16 protein-coding genes are annotated in these 21,434 nt (G+C 60.7%); 13 read left to right on the top strand and 3 right to left on the bottom strand.

Annotated elements, in window-relative coordinates:
• The first annotated feature begins 31 nt into the window (after positions 1–31).
• The 3 genes from NRG23_RS05760 to NRG23_RS05750 all read left to right on the top strand — a co-directional run bounded on the left by NRG23_RS05760 (position 32) and on the right by NRG23_RS05750 (position 5,254).
• Positions 32–442 (top strand): hypothetical protein, encoded by a 411-nt coding sequence (locus tag NRG23_RS05760; RefSeq protein ID WP_257373956.1) that lies wholly within the window; start codon positions 32–34, stop codon positions 440–442.
• 489 nt (positions 443–931) lie between these two features.
• Positions 932–1,216 (top strand): DUF3077 domain-containing protein, encoded by a 285-nt coding sequence (locus NRG23_RS05755; protein WP_257373955.1) that lies wholly within the window; start codon positions 932–934, stop codon positions 1,214–1,216.
• 504 nt (positions 1,217–1,720) lie between these two features.
• Positions 1,721–5,254 carry a hypothetical protein gene (locus NRG23_RS05750; protein ID WP_257373954.1) on the top strand — a complete coding sequence of 1,178 codons (3,534 nt, stop codon included), beginning with the start codon at positions 1,721–1,723 and terminating at the stop codon, positions 5,252–5,254.
• A gap of 240 nt (positions 5,255–5,494) precedes the next feature.
• Here the strand turns inward: NRG23_RS05750 and NRG23_RS05745 are convergent, their stop codons facing one another.
• Entirely contained in the window at positions 5,495–6,313 is an 819-nt protein-coding gene (locus NRG23_RS05745; protein WP_257373953.1) for an amidohydrolase family protein, read from the bottom strand.
• Positions 6,314–6,536: 223 nt separating this feature from the next.
• On the opposite strand from NRG23_RS05745, the gene NRG23_RS05740 reads away from it, so the two are divergent.
• The 4 genes from NRG23_RS05740 (at position 6,537) to fabV (ending at position 13,766) form a co-directional block, all read left to right on the top strand.
• Positions 6,537–9,101 (top strand): EAL domain-containing protein, encoded by a 2,565-nt coding sequence (locus NRG23_RS05740; protein WP_306674813.1) that lies wholly within the window; start codon positions 6,537–6,539, stop codon positions 9,099–9,101.
• Between the two features lie 416 nt (positions 9,102–9,517).
• The gene (locus tag NRG23_RS05735; protein ID WP_257375130.1) at positions 9,518–11,071 is read left to right on the top strand and encodes an amino acid permease; all 1,554 of its coding nucleotides are present in this window, start codon (positions 9,518–9,520) and stop codon (positions 11,069–11,071) included.
• Positions 11,071–12,360: an FAD-binding oxidoreductase gene (locus tag NRG23_RS05730; protein ID WP_257373942.1), complete on the top strand. Its 1,290-nt coding sequence runs from the start codon at positions 11,071–11,073 to the stop codon at positions 12,358–12,360. The genes NRG23_RS05735 and NRG23_RS05730 overlap by 1 nt, the downstream gene beginning before the upstream one ends.
• A 209-nt stretch (positions 12,361–12,569) precedes the next feature.
• Entirely contained in the window at positions 12,570–13,766 is a 1,197-nt protein-coding gene (fabV, locus tag NRG23_RS05725) for an enoyl-ACP reductase FabV (RefSeq protein ID WP_257373941.1), read from the top strand.
• Positions 13,767–13,824: 58 nt separating this feature from the next.
• Here fabV and NRG23_RS05720 read toward each other — a convergent pair whose 3' ends face one another.
• The gene (locus tag NRG23_RS05720; RefSeq protein WP_028682180.1) at positions 13,825–14,265 is read right to left on the bottom strand and encodes a hotdog fold domain-containing protein; all 441 of its coding nucleotides are present in this window, start codon (positions 14,263–14,265) and stop codon (positions 13,825–13,827) included.
• Positions 14,266–14,416: 151 nt separating this feature from the next.
• Here NRG23_RS05720 and NRG23_RS05715 point away from each other — a divergent pair, with 151 nt between their 5' ends.
• From NRG23_RS05715 to NRG23_RS05690, 6 genes are all read left to right on the top strand, one after another.
• Positions 14,417–15,037: a TetR/AcrR family transcriptional regulator gene (locus NRG23_RS05715; RefSeq protein WP_028682179.1), complete on the top strand. Its 621-nt coding sequence runs from the start codon at positions 14,417–14,419 to the stop codon at positions 15,035–15,037.
• A gap of 37 nt (positions 15,038–15,074) precedes the next feature.
• Complete coding sequence (gene nudK / locus NRG23_RS05710; RefSeq protein WP_257373937.1) at positions 15,075–16,007, top strand: GDP-mannose pyrophosphatase NudK; 933 nt, start codon at positions 15,075–15,077, stop codon at positions 16,005–16,007.
• 202 nt (positions 16,008–16,209) lie between these two features.
• Positions 16,210–16,596: an EF-hand domain-containing protein gene (locus NRG23_RS05705; RefSeq protein WP_009048660.1), complete on the top strand. Its 387-nt coding sequence runs from the start codon at positions 16,210–16,212 to the stop codon at positions 16,594–16,596.
• A gap of 65 nt (positions 16,597–16,661) precedes the next feature.
• Positions 16,662–17,558, top strand: a complete 897-nt coding sequence (locus NRG23_RS05700) for a DUF692 domain-containing protein (RefSeq protein WP_223815576.1) — start codon at positions 16,662–16,664, stop codon at positions 17,556–17,558.
• Positions 17,551–18,312 (top strand): DUF2063 domain-containing protein, encoded by a 762-nt coding sequence (locus NRG23_RS05695; RefSeq protein ID WP_257373934.1) that lies wholly within the window; start codon positions 17,551–17,553, stop codon positions 18,310–18,312. Before NRG23_RS05700 ends, NRG23_RS05695 begins: the two co-directional genes overlap by 8 nt.
• Positions 18,313–18,906: 594 nt before the next feature.
• The gene (locus NRG23_RS05690; protein WP_009047489.1) at positions 18,907–20,112 is read left to right on the top strand and encodes an ISL3 family transposase; all 1,206 of its coding nucleotides are present in this window, start codon (positions 18,907–18,909) and stop codon (positions 20,110–20,112) included.
• 755 nt (positions 20,113–20,867) lie between these two features.
• On the opposite strand, the gene NRG23_RS05685 is transcribed toward NRG23_RS05690, so the two are convergent.
• The gene (locus tag NRG23_RS05685) at positions 20,868–21,374 is read right to left on the bottom strand and encodes a DoxX family protein (RefSeq protein WP_124340050.1); all 507 of its coding nucleotides are present in this window, start codon (positions 21,372–21,374) and stop codon (positions 20,868–20,870) included.
• Positions 21,375–21,434: the final 60 nt, after the last annotated feature.

The following is a 21,434-nucleotide window of genomic DNA, read 5'->3' as shown; positions in this document are numbered from 1 at the left end:
TCATGGATGAGATCATCTACGAGGCTGGCAAGTGAGTTTGCTGAGCACGATGGCAACGGTATTGGCCTTTTTGTTTGCCGGGATACTTGCCGCCGCTTTTATCCTGATGGGTGTTTTTCTGTATGTCGGGTATTCACGTATGGAGGAAATACTGGGCCATCTTGAGAATTGCCAAGCAATACAGCAAAGAAAGTTTCTTATGCACGTCGGGCCGTGGGGGACAGTCATGCTCACGGCGTCGATTGCGGGAATCATGACGTTTCCCGGAGTTTATCTTCGTCACGGCGGAGTCAGTCAGGCGGACTTGGACGATTTTCCATCGACCCTAAAGCGCAAGCTGATCCTGTTGCATATCGTGAATATTGCGTTGGTCGTGGCTGGGGTGTTGGTCGGCGGAGCAATGGTTGTGTGTTGGAATTATGTAAAAAAAAGTGGACTTTAAGGCCCCGAGGTTCGGACTGTGTTTCCAGCTGCGACCATGGCCGGATAGGCCGGCACCTCGATACCCCGCGCAGAGTGCGGCCCGCCCTGACTTACCGCACTCCAGATATTTCCAAGACGATTGGTTGGACATAAACTGCCACGCCTTTGTCGTTGCTCCGTATCGAGCCCGGGACTAGCCTTTGACCGTCGCTGCAAATGCAGCGAGCGGGTTTGGTCGCCCGACTTGATACAGGCGCAACAGCGCCCCCTTGACGATTGCAGGCGCTTTTTTTGCGCTCGCATTTCCGTGCAATGGCGGCTGTGCGTGGAAGGGCTTCGGCCCTGCCGGGTTCCTGTATCTCCGGTCGACCAATCCGCGCACGGCTGCCACCCATTCGTTTGGTCGCGAACGTGGCAGCTCTCACTTTGATATGGGAGTTTCAATCATGTGCGCTATTAAAACCTTCGCAAATCGTGGTTGCTTCAACGGGGTAAAAGGAGGTGTGCTATGAGCACCTCCACCCCCGTCAAAACCCTTGGCTTCGTCACCTTCGGCCCTTGCGGCGACGGCGATCAGCCCCTGTTTCGTGTCAATGCCGACGTGCCTCTGTACCAAGCCCTGGAACATGCTTCGACCCTGCTGTACTACGCCAAGAAACTCGCCCTGGATGCTGCAATGGAAGAGCAGGGCGAACGTTACGCCTGGGCCGCGCACTTTCTGGCGGAGATGGGCAAGGCGGTGATTGATGATGTGGGATTGGGGCTGAGGGAAGAGGAGGTGTTGCAGATTTAAAGGAGAGGGCGTTAGGCGCTGCGTCTCGGTGGGAGGGGCGTGGTGCATTTTTGGGGATTAGGAAAATTTGAGGCCGCGATGAGCAAGTGACTGCTATATAGCTAAAGCGGTAGACCACAATTCAGCGAAGCGGTGTTGTCGCGCGGCATTGATTTGGATGAGGTCTCTGGCCTAGACCAGTTATGAGTTACCCGAACAGACTTCCATCCTCAGCGAGTATCACGTTAATGCGTTTTAAGTCAGGAGCTCGTAGCTAACACTATGTTCGAAATAACAGGGACCGATATCACGAACTTGAACGATGCCGATCTACGCACCCTTGTCGCGCGTTTGGCGTTGTCGGAATTACGAGGACAAGGCTACCCGCTCTCGTCCGTGACTGCCGGCGGCAATCAAGATGCCGCAGACGGTGGCCTCGACGTCCGAGTCGAGTGTCCGAGCGTAATTACTAAGCCTGATTTCGTGCCGCGAGCGAGCACAGGGTTTCAGGTTAAGAAGCCTGACATGTCTGCCGGAGCAATCCGCGTCGAGATGCGCCCTAAGAACGTTTTGCGGCCAGTAATCGGCGAACTTGCTGCGGTATCTGGCGCCTACATCATTGTGAGTGCCCAAGGGTCGGTTGCAGACAAACCTTTGAGTGATCGGCGCAGGGCAATCCGCAATCAACTCCATGACCTTGCCGATGCCGAAAAGCTCCACACTGACTTCTATGACCGGGACCGATTGGCTACTTGGGTCAATGAGTATCCAGGCATCGCTGCATGGGTCCGCAGTCGGACTAGCCTTCGCCTCACTGGCTGGAGCAGTATCGGTGACTGGGTTGGGACAACAGTCGTTGAGCCCAATACTTATCTTTTCGACGATAAGGCATGCCTAACTGATGAGAGATCGCGTGAGCGAGAGCAATTGACCATCGGTGAAGGGGTTGCAAGGCTTCGCGTAGCGTTGGGCGCGCCAAGGCAATGCATCCGGCTGATCGGTTTGTCGGGACTTGGAAAGACACGCTTGGTACAAGCCCTTTTCGAGAGTGGTGTGGGAGATGAGCCATTAGATCCGAGCCTCGCTGTCTACACCGATTATTCGGTAGAGACCGATCCAACTGCTCGGGACATGGCGCGATACCTCATCACGCAAGGCCAACGTGCCATTCTTGTCGTGGACAATTGCAATCCAGCCACACACAGCGAACTCGCGCGTATCTGTTCCGATAGGGCGAGCAACATCAGCTTGCTGACCGTCGAATATGACGTACGCGACGATGAGCCTGAATGGACTGAGGTTTTCCGTCTGCAATCGGCATCACCTGAGCTGGTTTCACAATGGCTCGAGCAGTCTTTTCCCAATGTTTCGCAGGTCGACCGGGGCACAATTGCAAATTTCAGTGACGGCAATTTTCGTGTTGCGCGAGCGATAGCCGAAACGCTAGCCAAGGGCGAGACCTTGGGCAGACTCAAGAGCCACGACTTGTTTGAGCGCATCTTCCAACAACGAAATGAACCTGACCAGAATTTACTCTTTGCGGCAGAGGACCTCTCTCTTCTCTATTCGGTGGATGGCGAGGATAGTTCGGACAATGGGGAGCTGGCACTGCTCGGAAGCTTGCGTGTCGTCGGTGCACATGTCTTGTATGCCGCGCTTGCCAAGTTGCACGACCGCGGCATTGTTCAGTCACGTGGGCGGTGGCGCGCAATATTGCCTCATGCAATCGCCAACCCGCTCGCTACCTTTGCACTGAAAAGAATCCCCCCGGCAGATTTCGATCGTTTTTGCAGATCACTGACACGGAGGATGCAGAAATCACTTTCTCGGCGGCTAGGCTATCTTCACGACAGCGCTGAGGCACGGGCGGTTGTTGCTCGATGGCTCCAAATTGACGGCCCGCTCGGAGACCTTATCTCCTTGGGAAGTGATGGACTTCAGATCATTACCAATATTGCTCCGGTCGCGCCTGATGCTGTGCTCGCGAAAATTGAATGCGAACTGGATAACTCCAACGGAGAGCTGATCATCGTACCCGGGGCTCCAGCGCGTTGGCAGTGGTTCCGTCTTATAAAGATGCTTGGTTACGAGCCGCACATGTTCGAGCGTGCCGCGATGTTGCTTGCTCGCTTTGTTGCTGCTGAACCGGAAGGGCATAACAATAACTCTGCTAAAGAAACATTCGCCGAGCTCTTTCATCTGTATTTGTCTGGAACGCAAGCTCTGCCAAGCCAGCGACTTGAGGTTGTCAAACGGTTGGCGAAGTCAGTCGATTCGTCGCAACACCGCTGTGCCTTGATTGCGCTCGATGCTTTGTTGACAGCACGCCATTTTAGTTCGTCGAGCAACTTCGAGTTCGGTGCACGCCCACGCGATTGGGGATGGAACCCTAAATTCAATCGGGATATCTGGGATTGGTACGACGCTGCCATCGGCCTTGCTGTAGAGCTTTCGCCAGTGATTGATGGTGCCCGCGACGTTCTTGCAGGCAGAGTTCGTGAGCTTTGGAACATAGGCGCCTGTCAGAAGGCACTCGAACGTGCCAGCACTACATTTTTGAAGGAAAAACCTTGGATCGAAGGATGGCTGGGTTTTCGAACTCTGCTTCGTTTTGAGGGTAAAGCTATGCCTAATGATGTCAGGGCAACGCTTGAGGCAATTATCCAGCGACTGAGGCCGTCTGATCTTCTGCATCAGGCTCGTGCGGTAGTGCTCAACCGAGCTACAGGCTGGGATATTGCTGACTGCGATCCCGATAATGACGACGTGATGCAGCCGTGGAATAAGGCAGCACAGATGGCGCAGGATATTGGACGATTGCTGGCGCAGGATACTGAAACGCGCAAGGAATTCCTCTCCGAACTCCTACCTGAGAGAAACCAACAGCGCTCCTCCGAATGTGGTCGAGGTCTTGCCGAAGGGGCAGATGATCTTTTGGCCATGTGGAGTGAGCTGGCAGCCCTGTTTACATCAACTGATCCCAAAAAACGCAATGCGACGCTGCTCCATGGGTTTATCTACCAAGCGTATCAGCGTGATGCCCAGATCACGCTGGCGATGCTTGAGGCTGCCATGGACGATCATGATCTTGCTCCAAGCTTGCCCTATCTCCAGGCCGGCGTTGGGATTGATAAAGATGGTATTGAAAGGTTGCGACGTGCAATTGGGAAGGGTGTTCTCCACGCAGGGGACTTCCGCATAATCGCCAATGGTTCTGTCAGAAACTCCCCTCCGGAGGAACTTAGCGCGCTCCTTCTTGATATAGCCGGATTGCCAGGCGGCGTGGAAATCGCCCTTGATATCCTCCATATGCATTTTTATTGCGCCCAGGATGAAAAGCGCCCGCAAAATCAGCTACTAATTGAAACTGGTCGAGATCTTTTGCTTCGAACGGATTTTAGCAAAAAGGGGGGAGTACTTTATGATCTTGGTATGCAAACTACTCTCAGCATCTGTTGCTCAGGAGAGGATGGTGAAGTAACTGCGCGAGACTTCTGCATGCGTCTTTACGCTGCACTCAAGACAGTGCGTCTCTCTTCCCATGATGTGAGTTACATGCTCAAGGGAGTGTTCGAAGCTCAGCCCTTTATTGCACTGGACGTATTCCTGCTGAGCGAGGCCACATTAGGATATTCGAGCTTGTTCGAGGCTGACTTCAGCTCTGGCACGCCGATCGAAGACATGGATCCAGCAACTCTCCGTCAGTGGGCAGATCTTGATGCAGCAACTAGGTATCCAAAACTCGGCCAAGCTATCCCAATGTTCAAGCGCGGGCAGGGCGAAGAAAGTAACGACTTCGCTCCGTTGTTCTTGGAGATGCTCAAGGATGCACCGGATAAGTACAACTTTCTCGGAAGCTTTTGGACACGCATGCATCCCAGGAGCTGGATGGGATCTCTAGCTGATATTTTGATTCGGCGCCGGTCGCAGATACTTGAATTACGCGAAAGCCCGCACGGAGAAGTGCGTCGTTGGGTCGATGAGCTCCTTCCCGAACTTGATGGTTGGATCGAGAACGGGCGGAAGCGCGATCGGGAGCGAGAGGAAAGTTTTGAGTAGAGTTCTTTTCTGTGGTTGCGAGCTTGCTCGATCTCAAAAAGTTGACCTTTGAATTGTCGAGGGGATCGATTGGCTTAGATGGCCGGTTGATCCATCCCTAGAGAGTTTCGATGTGGTGAGCGTCTATCAGTTTGAGCACTTTACGCAGGAGCGTACTGACAGATAGTCCCGGAGTATTTGATGTTGATAGAGCGGATATTCAGGCCCCACTCCCCCCAAATACCCGCCTCCCATTTTTTATTACTTCAACCCAAACAACCGCGGGGCATTACTACGCCCAATCTTCTCCCTATCGTTCTCACTGATCAGCGCCTGATCAAACCAGTCACTCGCCGTCGCCATGCTTTCATACGGATAGTCCGCCGAGAACAGCACACGATCGACACCAATTTCGCTGATGGCGTCCAGCAAACCCTTGGTGTGGAAGTGGCCGGCGGTGGTCAGGTAGAAGTTGTGGCTGAAGTAGTGGCTGACCGGTTTTTTGGCGTTGCCCAGGCCTTCGCCTTCGCGTTGCATGTGCAGGCGGTGTTCCAGGCGCGGCAGCATCAGCGGCAGGCCTTCGGCCAGGTGGCCGAGGATGAGGGTCAGGTTGGGGAAACGGTCGAACAGGCCGCTGAGCATCAGGCGGATCGCGTGGGTGGCGGTTTCGTGGGCGAAGCCCCAGGCCGAGCCGACCAGCGATGGGTAACCCTCATAGATCCGTCGCTGGCTCGGCAGCGGTTCGCGTGGGTGCAGGTAGACCGGCACGTTGAGCGCCGCGACTCGCTCCCAGAATTCCCATACCGGCGGTTCGTCCAGGTACTGCGCGGTATCGGCGTTGCCGATGTTGGTGTAGCCGTTGATCAGTGCCCCCACCATGCCGTAATCCTTTACCGCACGTTCCAGTTCGTCCGCCGCGGCCCTGGGCGATTGCAGGGCCACGGTGGCGAAGGCCTTGAAGCGCTGCGGGTGGCGGGCGACGAACTGCTCGGTGACCTGCTCGTTGGTGCGTTGCGCGAAGGCGATGGCCTGGCGCGGATCGAGCAGCGACAGGACGCCGAGGTTTGGCGGCGTTCGCACGGTTTTCCGTGGCCCTGTCACTTCGCGGCTATTCTCTAATTTCAGGTCGATGGCCTAAATGATCCATGTCCACGCCGATGGCCTGATGTCCTGCTCGCTCGGGTAAACGCGCGTTTCTCAGTGTCGCTGAGCCGTGCCGGGTGTTGCTTCGAGGACCGGCCCCCTCCAGTTCGAGGGCTCTTGATGGCGCTTCACCGTGATCAGGGACGATGACCGTGATGGCATGCATGCAGTGGCGGCAATGGATATGAGCGTCGGGTCAACGACCGGAGAAGAGGCGGCGGACTTTTTCGCGCAGACCCTGGAACAGGCCAACGATGCCGTGGTGATCATCGACGATCGCAACCAGGTGGTGTTCTTCAACGCGGCAGCCGAGCGTTTCTGGGGCTGTCAACGGCACGAGGTGCTGGGCAGCGAGGTCGGCACGCTGGTGCCGATCCCCATCCGCTCGCGGAACGACGGCGAGACCGGGATCAACAAGATCATCGGCACCAGCCGCGATGTGTGCATCACCCGCAAAGATGGCGAAGAACGCTGGGGCGCGATGGCGATCTCGAAAATCACCCTGCAGGGGCGCATTCTCTACGCCGCCTTTTTCAAGGACGTGACCCAGACGCGGCTCAAGGATATTGAGCAGCGCTTGCTGTCGATGTCGGTCAACGCCAGCAGCTCGGCCACCTGCATCGTCGACGCCGACGGCCGGCTGATCTATATCAACGACGGGCTGGTGTGCTTGCTGGGGTATTCCCGCGAGGAATTGCTGGAGCGCTCGCCGCAGATGTTCTTCGTCGCCGATACCCCGGGGGCGGCCCAGGCCGACGAGCTGCATCTGGAGAGCATCCTCAGTGGCCAGCCCCATGAAGCCTGCGGCCTGGTCAGCAAGCGCAACGGCCAGCGGCTGTGGGTGCATGTCTGCTCGGCGCCGGTGTTCGACGCCAAGGGGCGGATCGGCAACATCATCATCGTGTTCACCGACATCACCCGTTCCAGGCTGCCCGAAGTGCTACAGGACAAGGTCATCGGCGCTCTGTTGCAAGAGCTGCCCCTGGAAAGCGTATTGACCCTGCTGTGCCAGGAAATCGAGCGCCTGGCGCCGGAGGTCGTCGTCTCGATCCTCAGCGTGGATGAACAGGGGCTGCTGCATCACCTGGCCAGCCCCGGCCTGCCGGCCGATTACGCCAGGGCCATGGAGGGGCTGCCGATCGGGCCCGCCGCCGGCTCCTGCGGCACCGCGGCCTTTCGCGGCGAGCCGGTGCTGGTCAGCGATATCGACACCGATCCGCTGTGGGCCGATTACCGCTGGCTGGCGCAGCAGGCAGGAGTGCGAGCCTGCTGGTCGATGCCGGTGCGCAACAGCGGCGGCAGGGTCTGCGCGACCTTTGCCCTGTACTTCAGGGAGAGCCGCAAGCCCGATACCACCCATGCCCATCTGATCATGACCGGGACCTACCTGTGCATGCTGGCCCTGGAGCGCGAGGAGGCGCGCCAGTCGATCCAGCGCATGGCCTTGTCCGATGCCCTGACCGGCTTGCCCAATCGCAGTTCCCTGCTGGCCGAGGCCAACCGCAGCCTCGCCGAGGTCGCCCTGGAGCAGGGCGAATTGGCGGTGCTGTATGTCGACCTGGACCGCTTCAAGCAGGTCAACGATGCCCTGGGGCATGCCTCGGGCGATGAGCTGCTGAAGGTCATGGCGCAACGGCTGCGCAGCGTGCTGCGCGAGTCGGACATCGTCGGGCGGCTGTCGGGTGACGAGTTCGTGCTGGTGCTGCCGCGGATGAACGCCGCCCGGGTCACGGCCTTTATCGAGCGCCTGATGCTGACCCTGGGCGCCCCGGCCGATATTGCCGGGACCGCCATGGTTCCTTCGGCCAGCGTCGGCGTCAGCCTGTACCCCAGCGACGGCCAGGACATGGAAAGCCTGTTGCACTGCGCCGATATCGCCATGTACCAGGCCAAGCGTACCGAGCGCGGCGGTTTCAGGTTTTTCCTCGAGGAGATGGACCAGCTCGCCCAGCAGCGCCTGCAACTGGAGACGGCGCTGCGCCAGGCCCTGACCAGCGACGGCCTGCACCTGGTCTATCAACCGCAGATCGACTTGCACACCAATGGCCTGGTCGGGGTCGAGGCGCTGGCGCGCTGGGAGCATCCGAGCCTGGGCACTATCGCGCCCGCGCAATTCATCGCGCTGGCCGAGGAGTGCGGGTTGATCAACTACCTCAGCCAGTGGGTGCTGTGCGAGGCCTGCGAGCAACTGGCGCGCTGGCGCCGATCGGGAATCCGGGTGCCGTCCATCTCGGTCAACCTGTCGCCGATCAACTTCCATAACTTCAACCTGGCGGCCCTGATCGCCCGCCAGTTGCAGCGCTGCGGCCTGCAGCCGGCGGACCTGTGCGTAGAGGTCACGGAGGGCGTATTCCTGTGCAGCAACCCGACCACCGAGCAGACCCTCCAGGACCTGCACACCCTGGGCGTGCGCCTGGCCATCGATGACTTTGGCGCGGGCTATTCCAGCCTGGGCTATCTGCGGCGCTTGCCGATCAGCGAGCTGAAGCTGGACCAGAGCTTCGTCGAGGAGCTGGAGCACGACGCCTCCTGCCGCGCCTTGAGCGAGGCGGTCATCGGCATCGGCAAGGGCCTGTCCCTGCGGGTGGTCGCCGAGGGCATCGAACACGCCGCGCAGCGCGACATTCTTCAAGCGCGGGGCTATGACGTGGGGCAGGGCCAGCTGTTTTCCTCACCCATGCCGGCCCGGGTGTTCGGGCAGTGGTTTGTTGGTTGGCACCGTTAGCGGGCGGGGCGGTTCGGCCTGCACTTTCTGTCAAGGATCAAGGCCTGCCGGGCGCCAGGAACGGGCTGGGCTATTTGATGAGTATTTTCTTTAGTGCAAGTTATTCGCGTGTAGGAAACTTCTATTTTTCTCCGTGGAAAACCAACTAATCCTGACAGGGATTTAGTTATGGTTTGTAGTCGGATAGCACTTTGCTAGTGCGTCGGTTTTTTTAACTTTGTAACCTCCGGCGTATTCCTTATACGACTGATGTGATGCTGGAAAATCATTTGTCAGCGGTATTTTTGTGGGCTTTAGTGAGTGCGGAAAACAATCCAGGGACACTGCCATACCGCGTGAGTCAACTCATCGGTGGCTTAAATATAATAAAAAGGTGATCCATGACAGACTCCACAAAAGTGCCGGGTGCGTGCGACATGGCCGGCGATTTTCACAGCGAGAAAACCACCGGCGGACTGAAACGAACCCTGACGCCCCGGCACCTGAGCATGATCGCCATTGGCGGCAGCATCGGCACCGGGCTGTTCGTCGCCTCAGGCTCGACCATTGCCCAGTCCGGCCCCGGCGGAGCGCTGCTGGCCTTTGTGGTCATTGGCGCCATGGTGTTCTTTCTGATGACCAGCCTCGGTGAACTGGCGTCCTGCATGCCGGTCACCGGTTCGTTTTCAACTTATGCCTCCAAGTATGTCGATGAAAGTTTCGGCTTCGCCCTGGGCTGGAACTACTGGTATGCCTGGGCGGTGACCATTGCGGTCGATCTGGTGGCCGCGCAGATCATCATGGCTTATTGGTTTCCGGATGTGCCGGGGTATATCTGGAGTGCGGGTTTTCTATTGATCATTACCGCACTCAATATGGCCTCGGTGCGCTTGTTCGGTGAGTCCGAATATTGGTTCGCCCTGATTAAGGTCATCACTATCCTGCTGTTTATCGCAGTGGGTGTTCTGATGCTGTCCGGCATTCTCAGCGGCGGCGAAAATGCCGGCCCCAGGCTCTGGTTGATTGGCGATGCGCCTGTTGTCGGCGGCCTGGGGGCCCTGGTCGGGGTGGCGATGATCGTGGGGTTTTCGTTCCAGGGCACCGAGTTCGTCGGTATCGCCGCCGGTGAAACCCGGGACCCCGGGAAAAACGTGCCGCGCGCGGTGCGGCAGATTTTCTGGCGGATCCTGCTGTTCTACGTGCTAACCATCCTGATCATCGGCCTGTTGATTCCCTACAACGACCCCAGCCTGTTGCGCAATGGGGTGTCCGATATCCGTGTCAGCCCTTTCACCCTGATCTTCGAACGGGCCGACATGCTCGGCGCGGCCGCGGTGATGAACGCGGTGATCTTGACGTCGGTGCTGTCCGCCGGAAACTCCGGCATGTATGCCTCCTCGCGGATGCTCTACAGCCTGGCCCTGGAAGGCAAGGCGCCGGCGATCTTTGCCCGTTTGAGCGCATCCGGCACCCCGCGGTGGGCGCTGCTGGCCACCGCTACGGTGGCGGCCCTGTGCTTCTTGACCTTCATTTTCAGCCCGGGGCAGATCTATAACTGGTTGCTCAACACCTCGGGCATGCTCGGTTTTATCGCCTGGCTGGGCATCGCGGTCAGCCACTACCGGTTTCGTCGCGGCTATGTGCGCCAGGGCAACGATCTGGGCAATCTGCCCTATGTGTCGCGGTTCTTTCCGTTCGGGCCGATTTTCGCCTTTGTCCTGTGCCTGTTCGTCACCCTGGGGCAGAACTATCAAGCCCTGCTCGGCGACTCGATCGATTGGGCCGGGCTGACCGCCACCTATATTGGCCTGGTGCTGTTCCTGGGGATCTGGCTGGCGCACAAAGTCATCAGTGGATCCAGGTTCGTCAGGTTCGATGACATGAGCTTTTCAATGATTCGCAACAAGTCCGAATGTGATCTGCCAGCGGAATCGGCGATGAATGAGAATGTGGGTCTTCCTGTGCGCATGACCCAGGTCGGAGCCAAGTGATGAGTCAGGATTTTCTCGAAAGTTATTACGAAGCCACGGTCGAGAAGACCGCCTATCCGGCGCTCGGCGGCCGGGTGGAGACCCGGGTGTGCATTCTGGGCGGCGGGCTGGCCGGGCTTTCCACGGCGCTGGGTTTGGCCGAACGCGGCGTCAAGGATGTGGTGATCCTCGAATCCCACACCGTGGGGCACGGCGCCTCGGGGCGCAATGGCGGTTTTGTGTTCGGCGGTTACTGCCTGGGTAATGCCGAGTTGCTCAAGACCCTGGGCCGCGAGGAAGCGCGGCGACTCTACCGGCTGACCATCGACGCGGTCGAGCTGATTCGCCAGCGCATCCGGCAATACGGCATCCAGTGCGACCTGACCGACAGGGGCGTGCTGCTGGCCAACTGGTTCAACGACCCGGCGCGCCTGGAAAAACCTCGGCAGTTGATGAAGGAGGTCTACGGCGTCGACTGGCAGTACGTGCCGCCGGGCGAGTTGCGGGAAAAGCTCAAGACCGAGCGCTACTTCGGCGCCTTGTTCGAGAGCAACGCCTTTCACTTCCACCCGCTCAAGTATGTGTATGGCGTGGCCGCGGCTGTCGCTGGCTACGGCATCGATATCCACGAACACTCCGCGGCCCTGGCGATCGAGCGGCAGGGCGGCAAGTACCTGGTCAAGACCGCAGGCGGTGAGGTGCTGGCCGAACAGGTGGTGTTCGCCGCGGGCGGTTATGCCCGTGGGCTGTACCGTCCGGTGGAACGGGCGACGCTGCCGATTGCCACCTATGTGGTGGCGACCGAGCCCCTGGGCGAGGCCCTGAAGGATTCGATCAACTGCGAGTCGGCCATTTACGACACCCGTTTTGCCTTCGACTATTATCGCCCGCTGGCGGACAGCCGGATCCTCTGGGGCGGGCGCATTTCCATCCTCAACCGTGGCCCGCAGGCGATCGCCGGCTTGCTCAAAGCCGATCTGGTGACGGTCTACCCGCAACTGGCCGACGTCGAGATCGAGTATGCCTGGGGCGGGCTGATGAGCTACGGCCGCCAGCAGATGGCGCAGATCGGCCGGGACGACAACGGCGTGTGGCATGCCGTGGGGTTCGGCGGTCACGGCATGGCCCCGACCACGGTGGCGGGGGAGGTGCTGGCGGATGCCATCGCCAAGGCCATCCCCATTCCCCAGGGCTTTGGCCAGTTCGGCCTGGTGCCCACCTTTGGCCTGGCCGGCCTGGTCGCGGCGCAGGCGACCTACACCGCCTATCAGGCCCTGGATGCCTACGATGCCCACCGTTTGAACAAATGACCGTCGCTTTTCCCACGCCGTACAGGCCATGGAGCAATCTCAGCGTTTTCTGGCCCAAACCCCGGAATGAACTTATGCTGGCGGGCAAATCTGCACTCATTGAAAACCCAAGGCGTGACGCGAGGACGTTCCGAGCGTCTACGACTTGAACAAGTGACGCTGCTGCAGCCCGTATTGGCTCTTGGCATATTGAAATTGGGAGATTGTGTATGGTCATCAAACCCCGCGTTCGCGGCTTTATCTGTGTGACGACCCACCCGGTCGGTTGCGAAGCCAACGTCAAGCAACAGATCGACTACGTCACCGAACAAGGCGCCATCGACGCTGGGCCAAAGAACGTACTGGTGCTCGGCGCTTCCACCGGCTACGGCCTGGCCGCACGTATCACCGCCGCCTTCGGTTGCGGCGCCAACACCCTGGGTGTGTTCTTCGAGCGCGGCAGCGTTGACGGCAAGCTCGGCACCGCCGGCTGGTACAACACCGCGGCTTTCCACAAGTTCGCCGAAGAAAAAGGCCTGTACGCCAAGAGCATCAACGGCGACGCCTTCTCCGACGAAGTGAAGCGCCAGACCATCGAAACCATCAAGCGCGACCTGGGCAAGATCGACCTGGTGGTCTACAGCCTGGCCGCTCCTCGTCGCACCCACCCGAAAACCGGCGAAGTGTTGAGCTCGACCCTCAAGCCGCTGGGCAAATCGGTGACCCTGCGCGGTGTCGACACCGACAAGGAAATCGTTAAAGAAACCACCCTGCAGCCAGCCACCCAGGAAGAAATCGACGGCACCGTGGCCGTGATGGGCGGCGAAGACTGGCAGATGTGGATCGACGCGCTGCACGAAGCCGGCGTTCTGGCCGAAGGCGCGAAGACCACCGCTTTCACCTACCTGGGCGAGAAGCTGACCCACGACATCTACTGGAACGGTTCCATCGGCGAAGCCAAGAAGGACCTGGACCAGAAAGTCATCGGCATCCGCAAGGAGCTGTCGGACCTGGGCGGCGACGCGCGGGTATCGGTGCTCAAGGCCGTGGTGACCCAGGCCAGCTCGGCGATCCCGATCATGCCGCTGTACCTGTCGCTGCTGTTCAAGGTCATGAAAGAGCAGGGCAGTCACGAAGGTTGCATCGAGCAGGTCTACGGTCTGTACAAGGACAGCCTGTACAACCCGAACCCGATCATCGACCAGGAAGGCCGCCTGCGTGCCGACTACAAGGAACTGGAACCCGCCGTCCAGGACCGCGTGAAGCAGCTGTGGGATGAAGTCACCAGCGAAAACCTCTACCAGATGACCGACTTCGCCGGCTACAAGCAGGAATTCCTGCGCCTGTTCGGCTTCGAGATCGACGGCGTCGACTACGAAGCCGATGTCGATCCGGACGTGAAGATCGCCAACCTGATCCAGGTGTAAGCGAGCTTACTGCGTCATCGACAACGCCCCTCTCGTGAGGGGCGTTGTCGTTTCTGGGTCAGGCGGTTTTCACGTTCATGGTGATGCGCGCGCTGAAGACCTTGAGGTCTTCCTCATCGTAGATCTCCACCGCGACAATCTTGTCGCCGCTGCTGCTCCAGTCCACCGCGCCGCCATCGGCCACCGCGCGCACCGACGTCTTGGCCTTGGCCAGGTATTCCACGGTCATACCCTTGGGAATCCAGCGCGCGCCGGCCGGGATCGACACGTCGGTCATCACCCCGGCCGCCAGTTCGGCGGCGTTGCACAGGGCGATGGCGTGCACTGTGCCCAGGTGGTTGGTGATCTCCTTGCGAAACGGCACCTGCACCACCGAACGTCCCGCGCTCAGCTCGGCGATCAACGGGGTGATGGTGCTGAAGTAGGGGGCCATCTGGCAGGCCATCTGACTGAACTTTTCCGGACCTGCGGCGCTGAACATGCTGAGAACCTGACTCATGGTAATGCCTCGTAGCGGATTATTTTTGGGTTTACAGAATAATATTCTGTAAAAGAACAATATTCGGCTTTCGCGAAATATGTCAAGCTGGCGCCACCATTCACTGAGGCGTGCGCGCCTTGTTCCCTGGACCTTGGTTTTGTGATGGGCAATGGACACGATCGATCTGCTTGAACGCTGCTACCCCGGCCGCAGGGCCGAACTCAAACGCGACATCCTGCGCCGAGCCCTGGCGTGCTTTAACGAACAGGGCATCGAAGCCACCACCATCGAAATGATTCGCGCGGCCTGCGATACCAGCGTCGGCGCGATCTATCACCACTTCGGCAACAAGGAAGGGCTGGTGGCCGCGCTGTTTTTCGCCGCGCTGGACGATCAGGCCGGCCTGCGCGAGCGCTACATGAGCGACGCCCAGACCCTGGAGCAGGGCGTGCAGGCGCTGGTGCACAGCTATGTGGATTGGGTCGACGCCCAGCCCGAATGGGCGCGGTTCCAGTTCCAGGCGCGGTATGCGGTCGCCAAGGGCCCGTTTGCCGAAGAGCTGGCCAGCCGCAACAAGGCGCGCAACCGCCAGTTGCGCGAGTGGCTGACGGCCCACACCCGGGCCGATGAATTACCGCGGATACCCGCCGAACTGCTGCCGTCGCTGATCGTCGGGCAGGCGGAAAACTACTGCCGCGCCTGGTTGTCCGGCCGGGTCCAGAGCAGCCCGGGCACCTATCGCCAGGAACTGGCCGAGGCCGCCTGGCGCTCGATCGGCGCCCATCAGTGACGCGTTGAACGACATCCAATTGCCAAGGGGGAAGACCATGCAAGCCGCACCCGTGCGCATCACCGCCGAGGAGATGCTCTCCGACAACTGGTACCTGCTGAAGAAATACAGCTTCGACCTGCAACGCCGCGACGGCAGCTGGCAGGCGCAGACCCGCGAGGTCTACGACCGCGGCAATGGCGCGACCATCCTGCTGTACAACCGCGAGCGGCGCACGGTGCTGCTGATCCGCCAGTTCCGCATGCCGACCTACGTCAACGACCACAGCGGCTACCTGATCGAGACCGCCGCCGGCCTGCTGGACAATGCCAGCCCGGAAGCACGCATCCGCCTGGAGGCCGAGGAGGAAACCGGCTACCGCGTCGGCGCGGTGCAGAAGGTCTATGAAGCCTTCATGAGCCCCGGCTCGGTCACCGAGCGCCTGCACTTTTTCATCGGCGAGTATTCCCCCGACGACCGCATCGGCGACGGTGGCGGCCTGGAAGAAGAGGGCGAGGACATCGAGGTGCTGGAGCTGGGTTACCAGCAAGCGCTGGACATGGTGCGCAGCGGCGAGATCGTCGACGGCAAGACCATCATGCTCCTGCAATATCTGGAACTGCGCCTGATGCCGCCGCGCCGCCTGACGATCCTGGTGGCCGCGCCCCGGTATTCGGCGACCGACGATGCAGCGGCGCTGGCGCAGCAGGTCGCCAGCCTGGATGACTGTGCCGCGCGGCTGTTCGAGGCCGGGCACAGCCCCGTCTTTGGCCAGTGGCTGGGGTTGGCGGCGGAGGAATCGAGCGCTGCCGGCGAGCCAGGCGCCGGGTTCCAGGAGCGTGCGCAACAGCAGTTGCAGCGTTGCGACGCGCTGCTGCGCATCGGCGGTGCCTGCGCCAGTGCCGATGCCCTGGTCGCGATGGGCGAGCGCCTGGGCCTGCCGGTCTACCGTTCGCTGCAGGACATCCCGTGTTGCACTTCGGCCAGTTGAGTCAGCGCTCAACTGGCCGGTTGGCCGACGGCCTTGTATCGGAGTGTGTATCGGCCCGGCGCTGATACACCTGCTTGTCCTGGCGCCGGTTGTGCACACAACCCGGATACACCCCGAGGATTAACTACGTCCACCCGCCAGCACCGAGCTTCTCGGTGTCGGTGGCGGGAACCGTTAATCAATCCATCGAAGGGGTATCAGCATGTTCAAACTCTCCAATGTTTCCAACGTCGCGCTCGGCCTGGCACTGGTCGGCGGCCTGGGCCTGTCCACCGCCGCTTCCGCGCTGAGCATGACCGAGCTGTCCCAGGGCTACACCCTGGCCGCGGCCGACGGGGTCAAGACCTCCACCGAAGGCAAGTGCGGCGAAGACAAGTTCGCCAAGACCGACACTAACCACGACGGCAAGGTCTCCCGCGAGGAGTTCATCGCCGCCGCCCCCGAGCGCGCCGCCGAGTTCGACAAGATCGACGCCAACCACGATGGCGCCATCAGCCTGAGCGAAGCCAAGCAGTACCTGGCGGCCAAGGCCGGTTCGGCCGAAGGCAAATGTGGCGAAGGCAAATGCGGTGCGGCGATCGAGTCCTGATCGACGGTGGCGGGGGGCACTCAGGTGCCCCCCGTTTTTTTCCGGGGCAACCAGGAGACGGACCCATGCCTCCCTCAATACCACCCTGCAACATCCCATCATCCGCCCAAGCCCCACGGCTGCCCGTTTCGGCAGCCGCGGGGCTTGGCTTGCGTCGTGCCTTGCTCGACGCATTGAATACGGCGCCTGCGGGCGCTTTTGATTTTCTGGAGCTGGCGCCGGAAAACTGGATCGGCATCGGCGGTGCCCATGGCGCCGCGTTGCGCGCCCTGGCCGAGCGTTACCCGTTGAGCTGCCACGGGCTGTCGTTGTCCCTCGGTGGCCCGGCGCCGCTGGACCTGGGGTTCCTGCGGGAAGTGCGGCAGTTCCTCGAGCGCTTCAAGGTGCCGCTGTACAGCGAACACCTGAGCTACTGCGGCGACGACGGGCACCTCTACGACCTGCTGCCGCTGCCGTTCACCGAAGAGGCGGTGCGCCATGTCGCGGCGCGCATCCGCCAGGCCCAGGATGTGCTGGGCCGGCGCCTGGCGGTGGAGAACGTCTCGTACTACGCCGCGCCACGCCAGGACATGGACGAGCTGGCCTTCACCAACGCGGTGCTGGCCGAAGCCGATTGCGACCTGTTGCTGGACGTCAACAACCTCTACGTCAACTCGGTGAACCACGGGTTCGAGCCCCAGGCCTTTCTCGCCGGCCTGCCGCCGGAGCGGGTGGTGGCGATGCATGTGGCCGGGCACTACGACCAGTCCGCCAGCCTGAAGATCGACACCCATGGCGCGCCGGTCAAACCGGTGGTCTGGGATTTACTGGCGCGCGCCTACCAGCTGTTTGGCGTGCAACCGACCCTGCTGGAACGGGACTTCAACTTCCCGCCATTCGCCGAGCTGCTGGGCGAGCTGGACAGCATCCGCCGGTTGCAGGCCGATGCCTGCCAGGCACAGGGGAGGCTGGCCCATGGCTAAGCCACTGATCGCCCTCGACGCACAGCAACAGGCCCTGACCGCCTACCTGCGCGACCCCGAGCACCGCGCGCCACCCGCCGGGATGGATCGCGCGCGGGTGGAGATTTATCGCGAGCTGGTGTTCGACAACCTGCTGTCGTTGCTTGGCAATACCTTCCCGGTGCTGCGCTCGATACTCGGCGAGGCGGACTGGCGCCGGCTGCTGCGGGTGTTCCTGCGCGAACACCGTTGCGCCACGCCGAAGTTCGGCGAGATCGCCGGCGAGTTCGTGGCCTGGATGGCTTCCACGCCCGCCGCTTTGCAGGACGCCAACTGGCCGGCCTTTATGCTCGAGCTGAGCCATTACGAGTGGATCGAAATGGCCCTGCAACAGGCCGAGGCTGAGCCGCTGCCAGCCAGCGACCCGGAGCGGCTGCTGACCCAGCCCTTGCGCCTGTCGCCCCTGGCCTGGCCGCTGGCCTACGCCTGGCCGGTGCAGCGCCTGGGGCCGGCCTGGCGTCCCAGGGAGCCCGGGGCAGCACCGACCTTGCTGCTGATCCGCCGCGATGCCGACTACCGGGTGCATTTCTCCGAGCTCAGCCCGCTGGCCTGGCGCCTGCTGGAGCGTATCGAGGCCTTTCCCCAACTCCACGGTCGCGACCAGTTGCAAGGCCTGGCCCTGGAAGCGGGCATCGACGATATCGACACCTTTCTCGCCAATGGCCAAAGCCTGCTGCGACAGCTGCACAACCAAGGCGTTATCGGCCCTGTGTAGCCGCTGGCGCAGCCTGCGCTCGGCTGCGCAGCGGCCGCAAACCCAGGTAGCGCGGTGTATCAGATCGAACGCGATAGCCGGTTTTACGACGGCTACGCCGCCGAGCGCAGGCTACGCCAGCGGCTACAGGGAGATGCGCCTGTTATCGAATTTCCCCTCGTAGAAACACCAAAGCCGCAGCTCACGCTGCGGCTTTTTTGTCCCCGGGACATCAGCGCCTGTGGCGCAGGCGCTCGATCAACTGGCTGAGCCTGCTGCGACAGCTGCACAACCAAGGCGTTATCGGCCCTGTGTAGCCGCTGGCGCAGCCTGCGCCCGGCTGCGCAGCGGCCGCAAACCCAGGCAACGCGGTGTATCAGATCGAACGCGATCACCGGTTTTACGACGGCTGCGCCGCCGATCGCAGGCTGCGCCAGCGGCTACAGGGAGATGCGCCTGTTATCGAACTTCCACCCTGCAGAAACCCCAAAGCCGCAGCTCACGCTGCGGCTTTTTTTGGGTTCTTCACGGAATTCCGGGAAACACAGAAACAAGAACGCCGATTTGATTGATGATGTTCGTGCGAGCAAACACATCTAAAAAACCGGCGTTCTTATGCACGATATTAATACTTTCCTTCCTTTTTGGGAGGGCTTTTCTGTCGTCACGATCAAGCCTGATGGCGATGCCCTACAGATCGATCTGACGCCCCACACCACCCGATTCCCTTCCTGTGGTGGATGCCAAAAGCCCTGCTCAACCACTCACGAGTATTGCGAGCGAGTCGTTCGTGATTTGCCCATTCTCGGCCGTGCAGTGCGCCTCAGCGTTTTGCTCAGACGTGTTGGCTGTCGTGACTGCGGCAAACGCATGGAGACTGTCAGTTGGCTGGATCGCTATGCCCGTATGACGCGCCGCTTGGCCGATGCGGTGATTCAAGCCTGCGAGCGCCTTCCCACGTTACACGTGGCTCAACTGTTTGGGTTGCATTGGGACACCGTTCGGCTGCTAGAGCGTCGCGCCTTGCAAACGGCATTGAGCGATCTGCCGAAGGCGCAACCACGGCGTCTGGTGATGGACGAGTTCGCTCTGTTCAAGGGCCATCGTTACGCCAGTGTGGTGCTGGATGCGGATACACGACGAGTGCTGTGGATCGGCGAAGGCCGCAGCCGTGCGGCGGTCAGGCCGTTCTTCGAAGAGTTGGGGCCAGAGGGTTGCGCTCGAATCGAAGCGGTGGCGATGGACATGAACACCGCCTTTGACCTGGAGGTTCGCCGGCACTGCCCCAAAGCGCGCGTGGTCTACGACCTCTTCCATGTGGTGGCCAAATATGGCCGAGAGGTGATTGATCGGGTCCGCGTTGACGAGGCTAATCGGCTACGCCACGACAAGCCTGCTCGTAAGGTCATCAAGCAAGCGCGATGGCTACTGCTACGCAATCCACAGAATCTGAAAACGCCGGAACAACAGGTTCACTTGCAGGATTTACTGGCGGCCAACCAGGCGTTGATGACGGTCTACTTGATGAAGGCTGAACTCAAAACGCTCTGGACGCCGAATACCGCTTGGAGCTGGAGATCGGCCTGGAAGCAATGGTTGCGCCATGCTCATGAAAGCGAAATACCGGCACTGATCCAGTTCGCCAAACGGCTAAAGAGTTACTGGCGGGGCATCGTCAGCCGCGTTCGCTGGCCGATGCACACCGGTCAGCTGGAAGGAATAAACAATCGCATAAAGGTCATCAAACGAATGGCGTACGGTTACCGGGATAGCGAATTCTTTTTCATGAAGATCAAGAGCGTCTTTCCCGGTATTCCGTGAAGAACCTTTTTTTGCCCCGGGTATCAGCGCCCGTAGCGCAGGCGCCCGATCAACTGACCAAAGCCTGCTGCGACAGCTGCATAACCAAGGCGTTATTGGCCCTATGTAGCCGCTGGCGCAGCCTGCGCCCGGCTGCGCAGCGGCCGCAAACCCAGGCAACGCGGTGTATCAGATCGAACGCGATCACCGGTTTTACGACGGCTACGCCGCCGATCGCAGGCTGCGCCAGCGGCTACAGGGAGGTGCGCCTGTTATCGAACTTCCACCCTGCAGAAACCCCAAAGCTGCAGCTCACGCTGCGGCTTTTTTTGCCCCGGGGCCCGTGGCGCAGGCGCCCGATCAACTGACCAAAGCCTGCTGCGCCAGCGGCTACAGGGAGATGTGCCTGTTATCAAACTTTTCCCCGCAGAAACACCAAAGCTGCAGCTCACGCTGCGGCTTTTTTGTCCCCGGGGCATCAGCGCCTGTGGCGCAGGCCCCGATCAACTGGCTGAGCCTGCTGCGACAGCTGCACAACCAAGGCGTTATCGGCCCTGTGTAGCCGCTGGCGCAGCCTGCGCTCGGCTGCGCAGCGGCCGCAAACCCAGGCAACGCGGTGTATCAGACCGAATGCGATAGCCGGTTTTACGACGGCTACGCCGCCGATCGCAGGCTGCGCCAGCGGCTACAGGGCGATGCGCTTGTTATAGAACTTCCACCCCGCAGAAACACCAAAGCCGCAGCTCAAGCTGCGGCTTTTTTCTGCCCCGGGGGTATCAGCGCCTGTGGCGCAGGCGCCCGATTAGCGCATCCAGGCTGAGCTTGCCCGGGCCCTGGAACAGCAGCGGCAGCAGCGCCGCCAGGTAGATCACCGGCAGTTTGAAGTTGCCGTGGCCCTTGTTGCTGATGGCGTAACCCTGGGCCAGCTCGCTCAGGGTCGACCAGTCGGCCGGCCAGTGCACGGCGGCGGTAGCGACGACTGTGACCACAATCAGCACCAGTGCGGCGAAGCGGGTGCCCAGGCCCAGCAGCAGCGCCAGGGCGCACAGCAGCTCGGCCCACATCGACAGCTGCCAGTTCAGGCTCGCCGGCAGCTGGTCGAAGGGAAACGGGAAGGCGGACTGGATCTCCTGGAACCAGTTTTCACCCTGCCATTTTTCCCGGCCCGACTCGAAGAACTCCCAGGCCAGCAGCAGGCGCAGGCTGAGGAGCGCGACCCAGGGGGAGACGCGATTGAGCTGGCGTTGCAGCCCGTCGAGGGCGGATGAAAGCGTGAGGATCATGGGGTGGATCTCCTGTGCAAAGTGGGGGCATTACAAAAGCGGCGCCGTCTGCGGCGTCGA

The organism is Pseudomonas sp. T8, from assembly GCF_024610635.1.
Taxonomy (GTDB): Bacteria; Pseudomonadota; Gammaproteobacteria; order Pseudomonadales; family Pseudomonadaceae; genus Aquipseudomonas; species Aquipseudomonas chlororaphis_I.
This window is presented reverse-complemented; position numbering and strand designations above follow the sequence as displayed.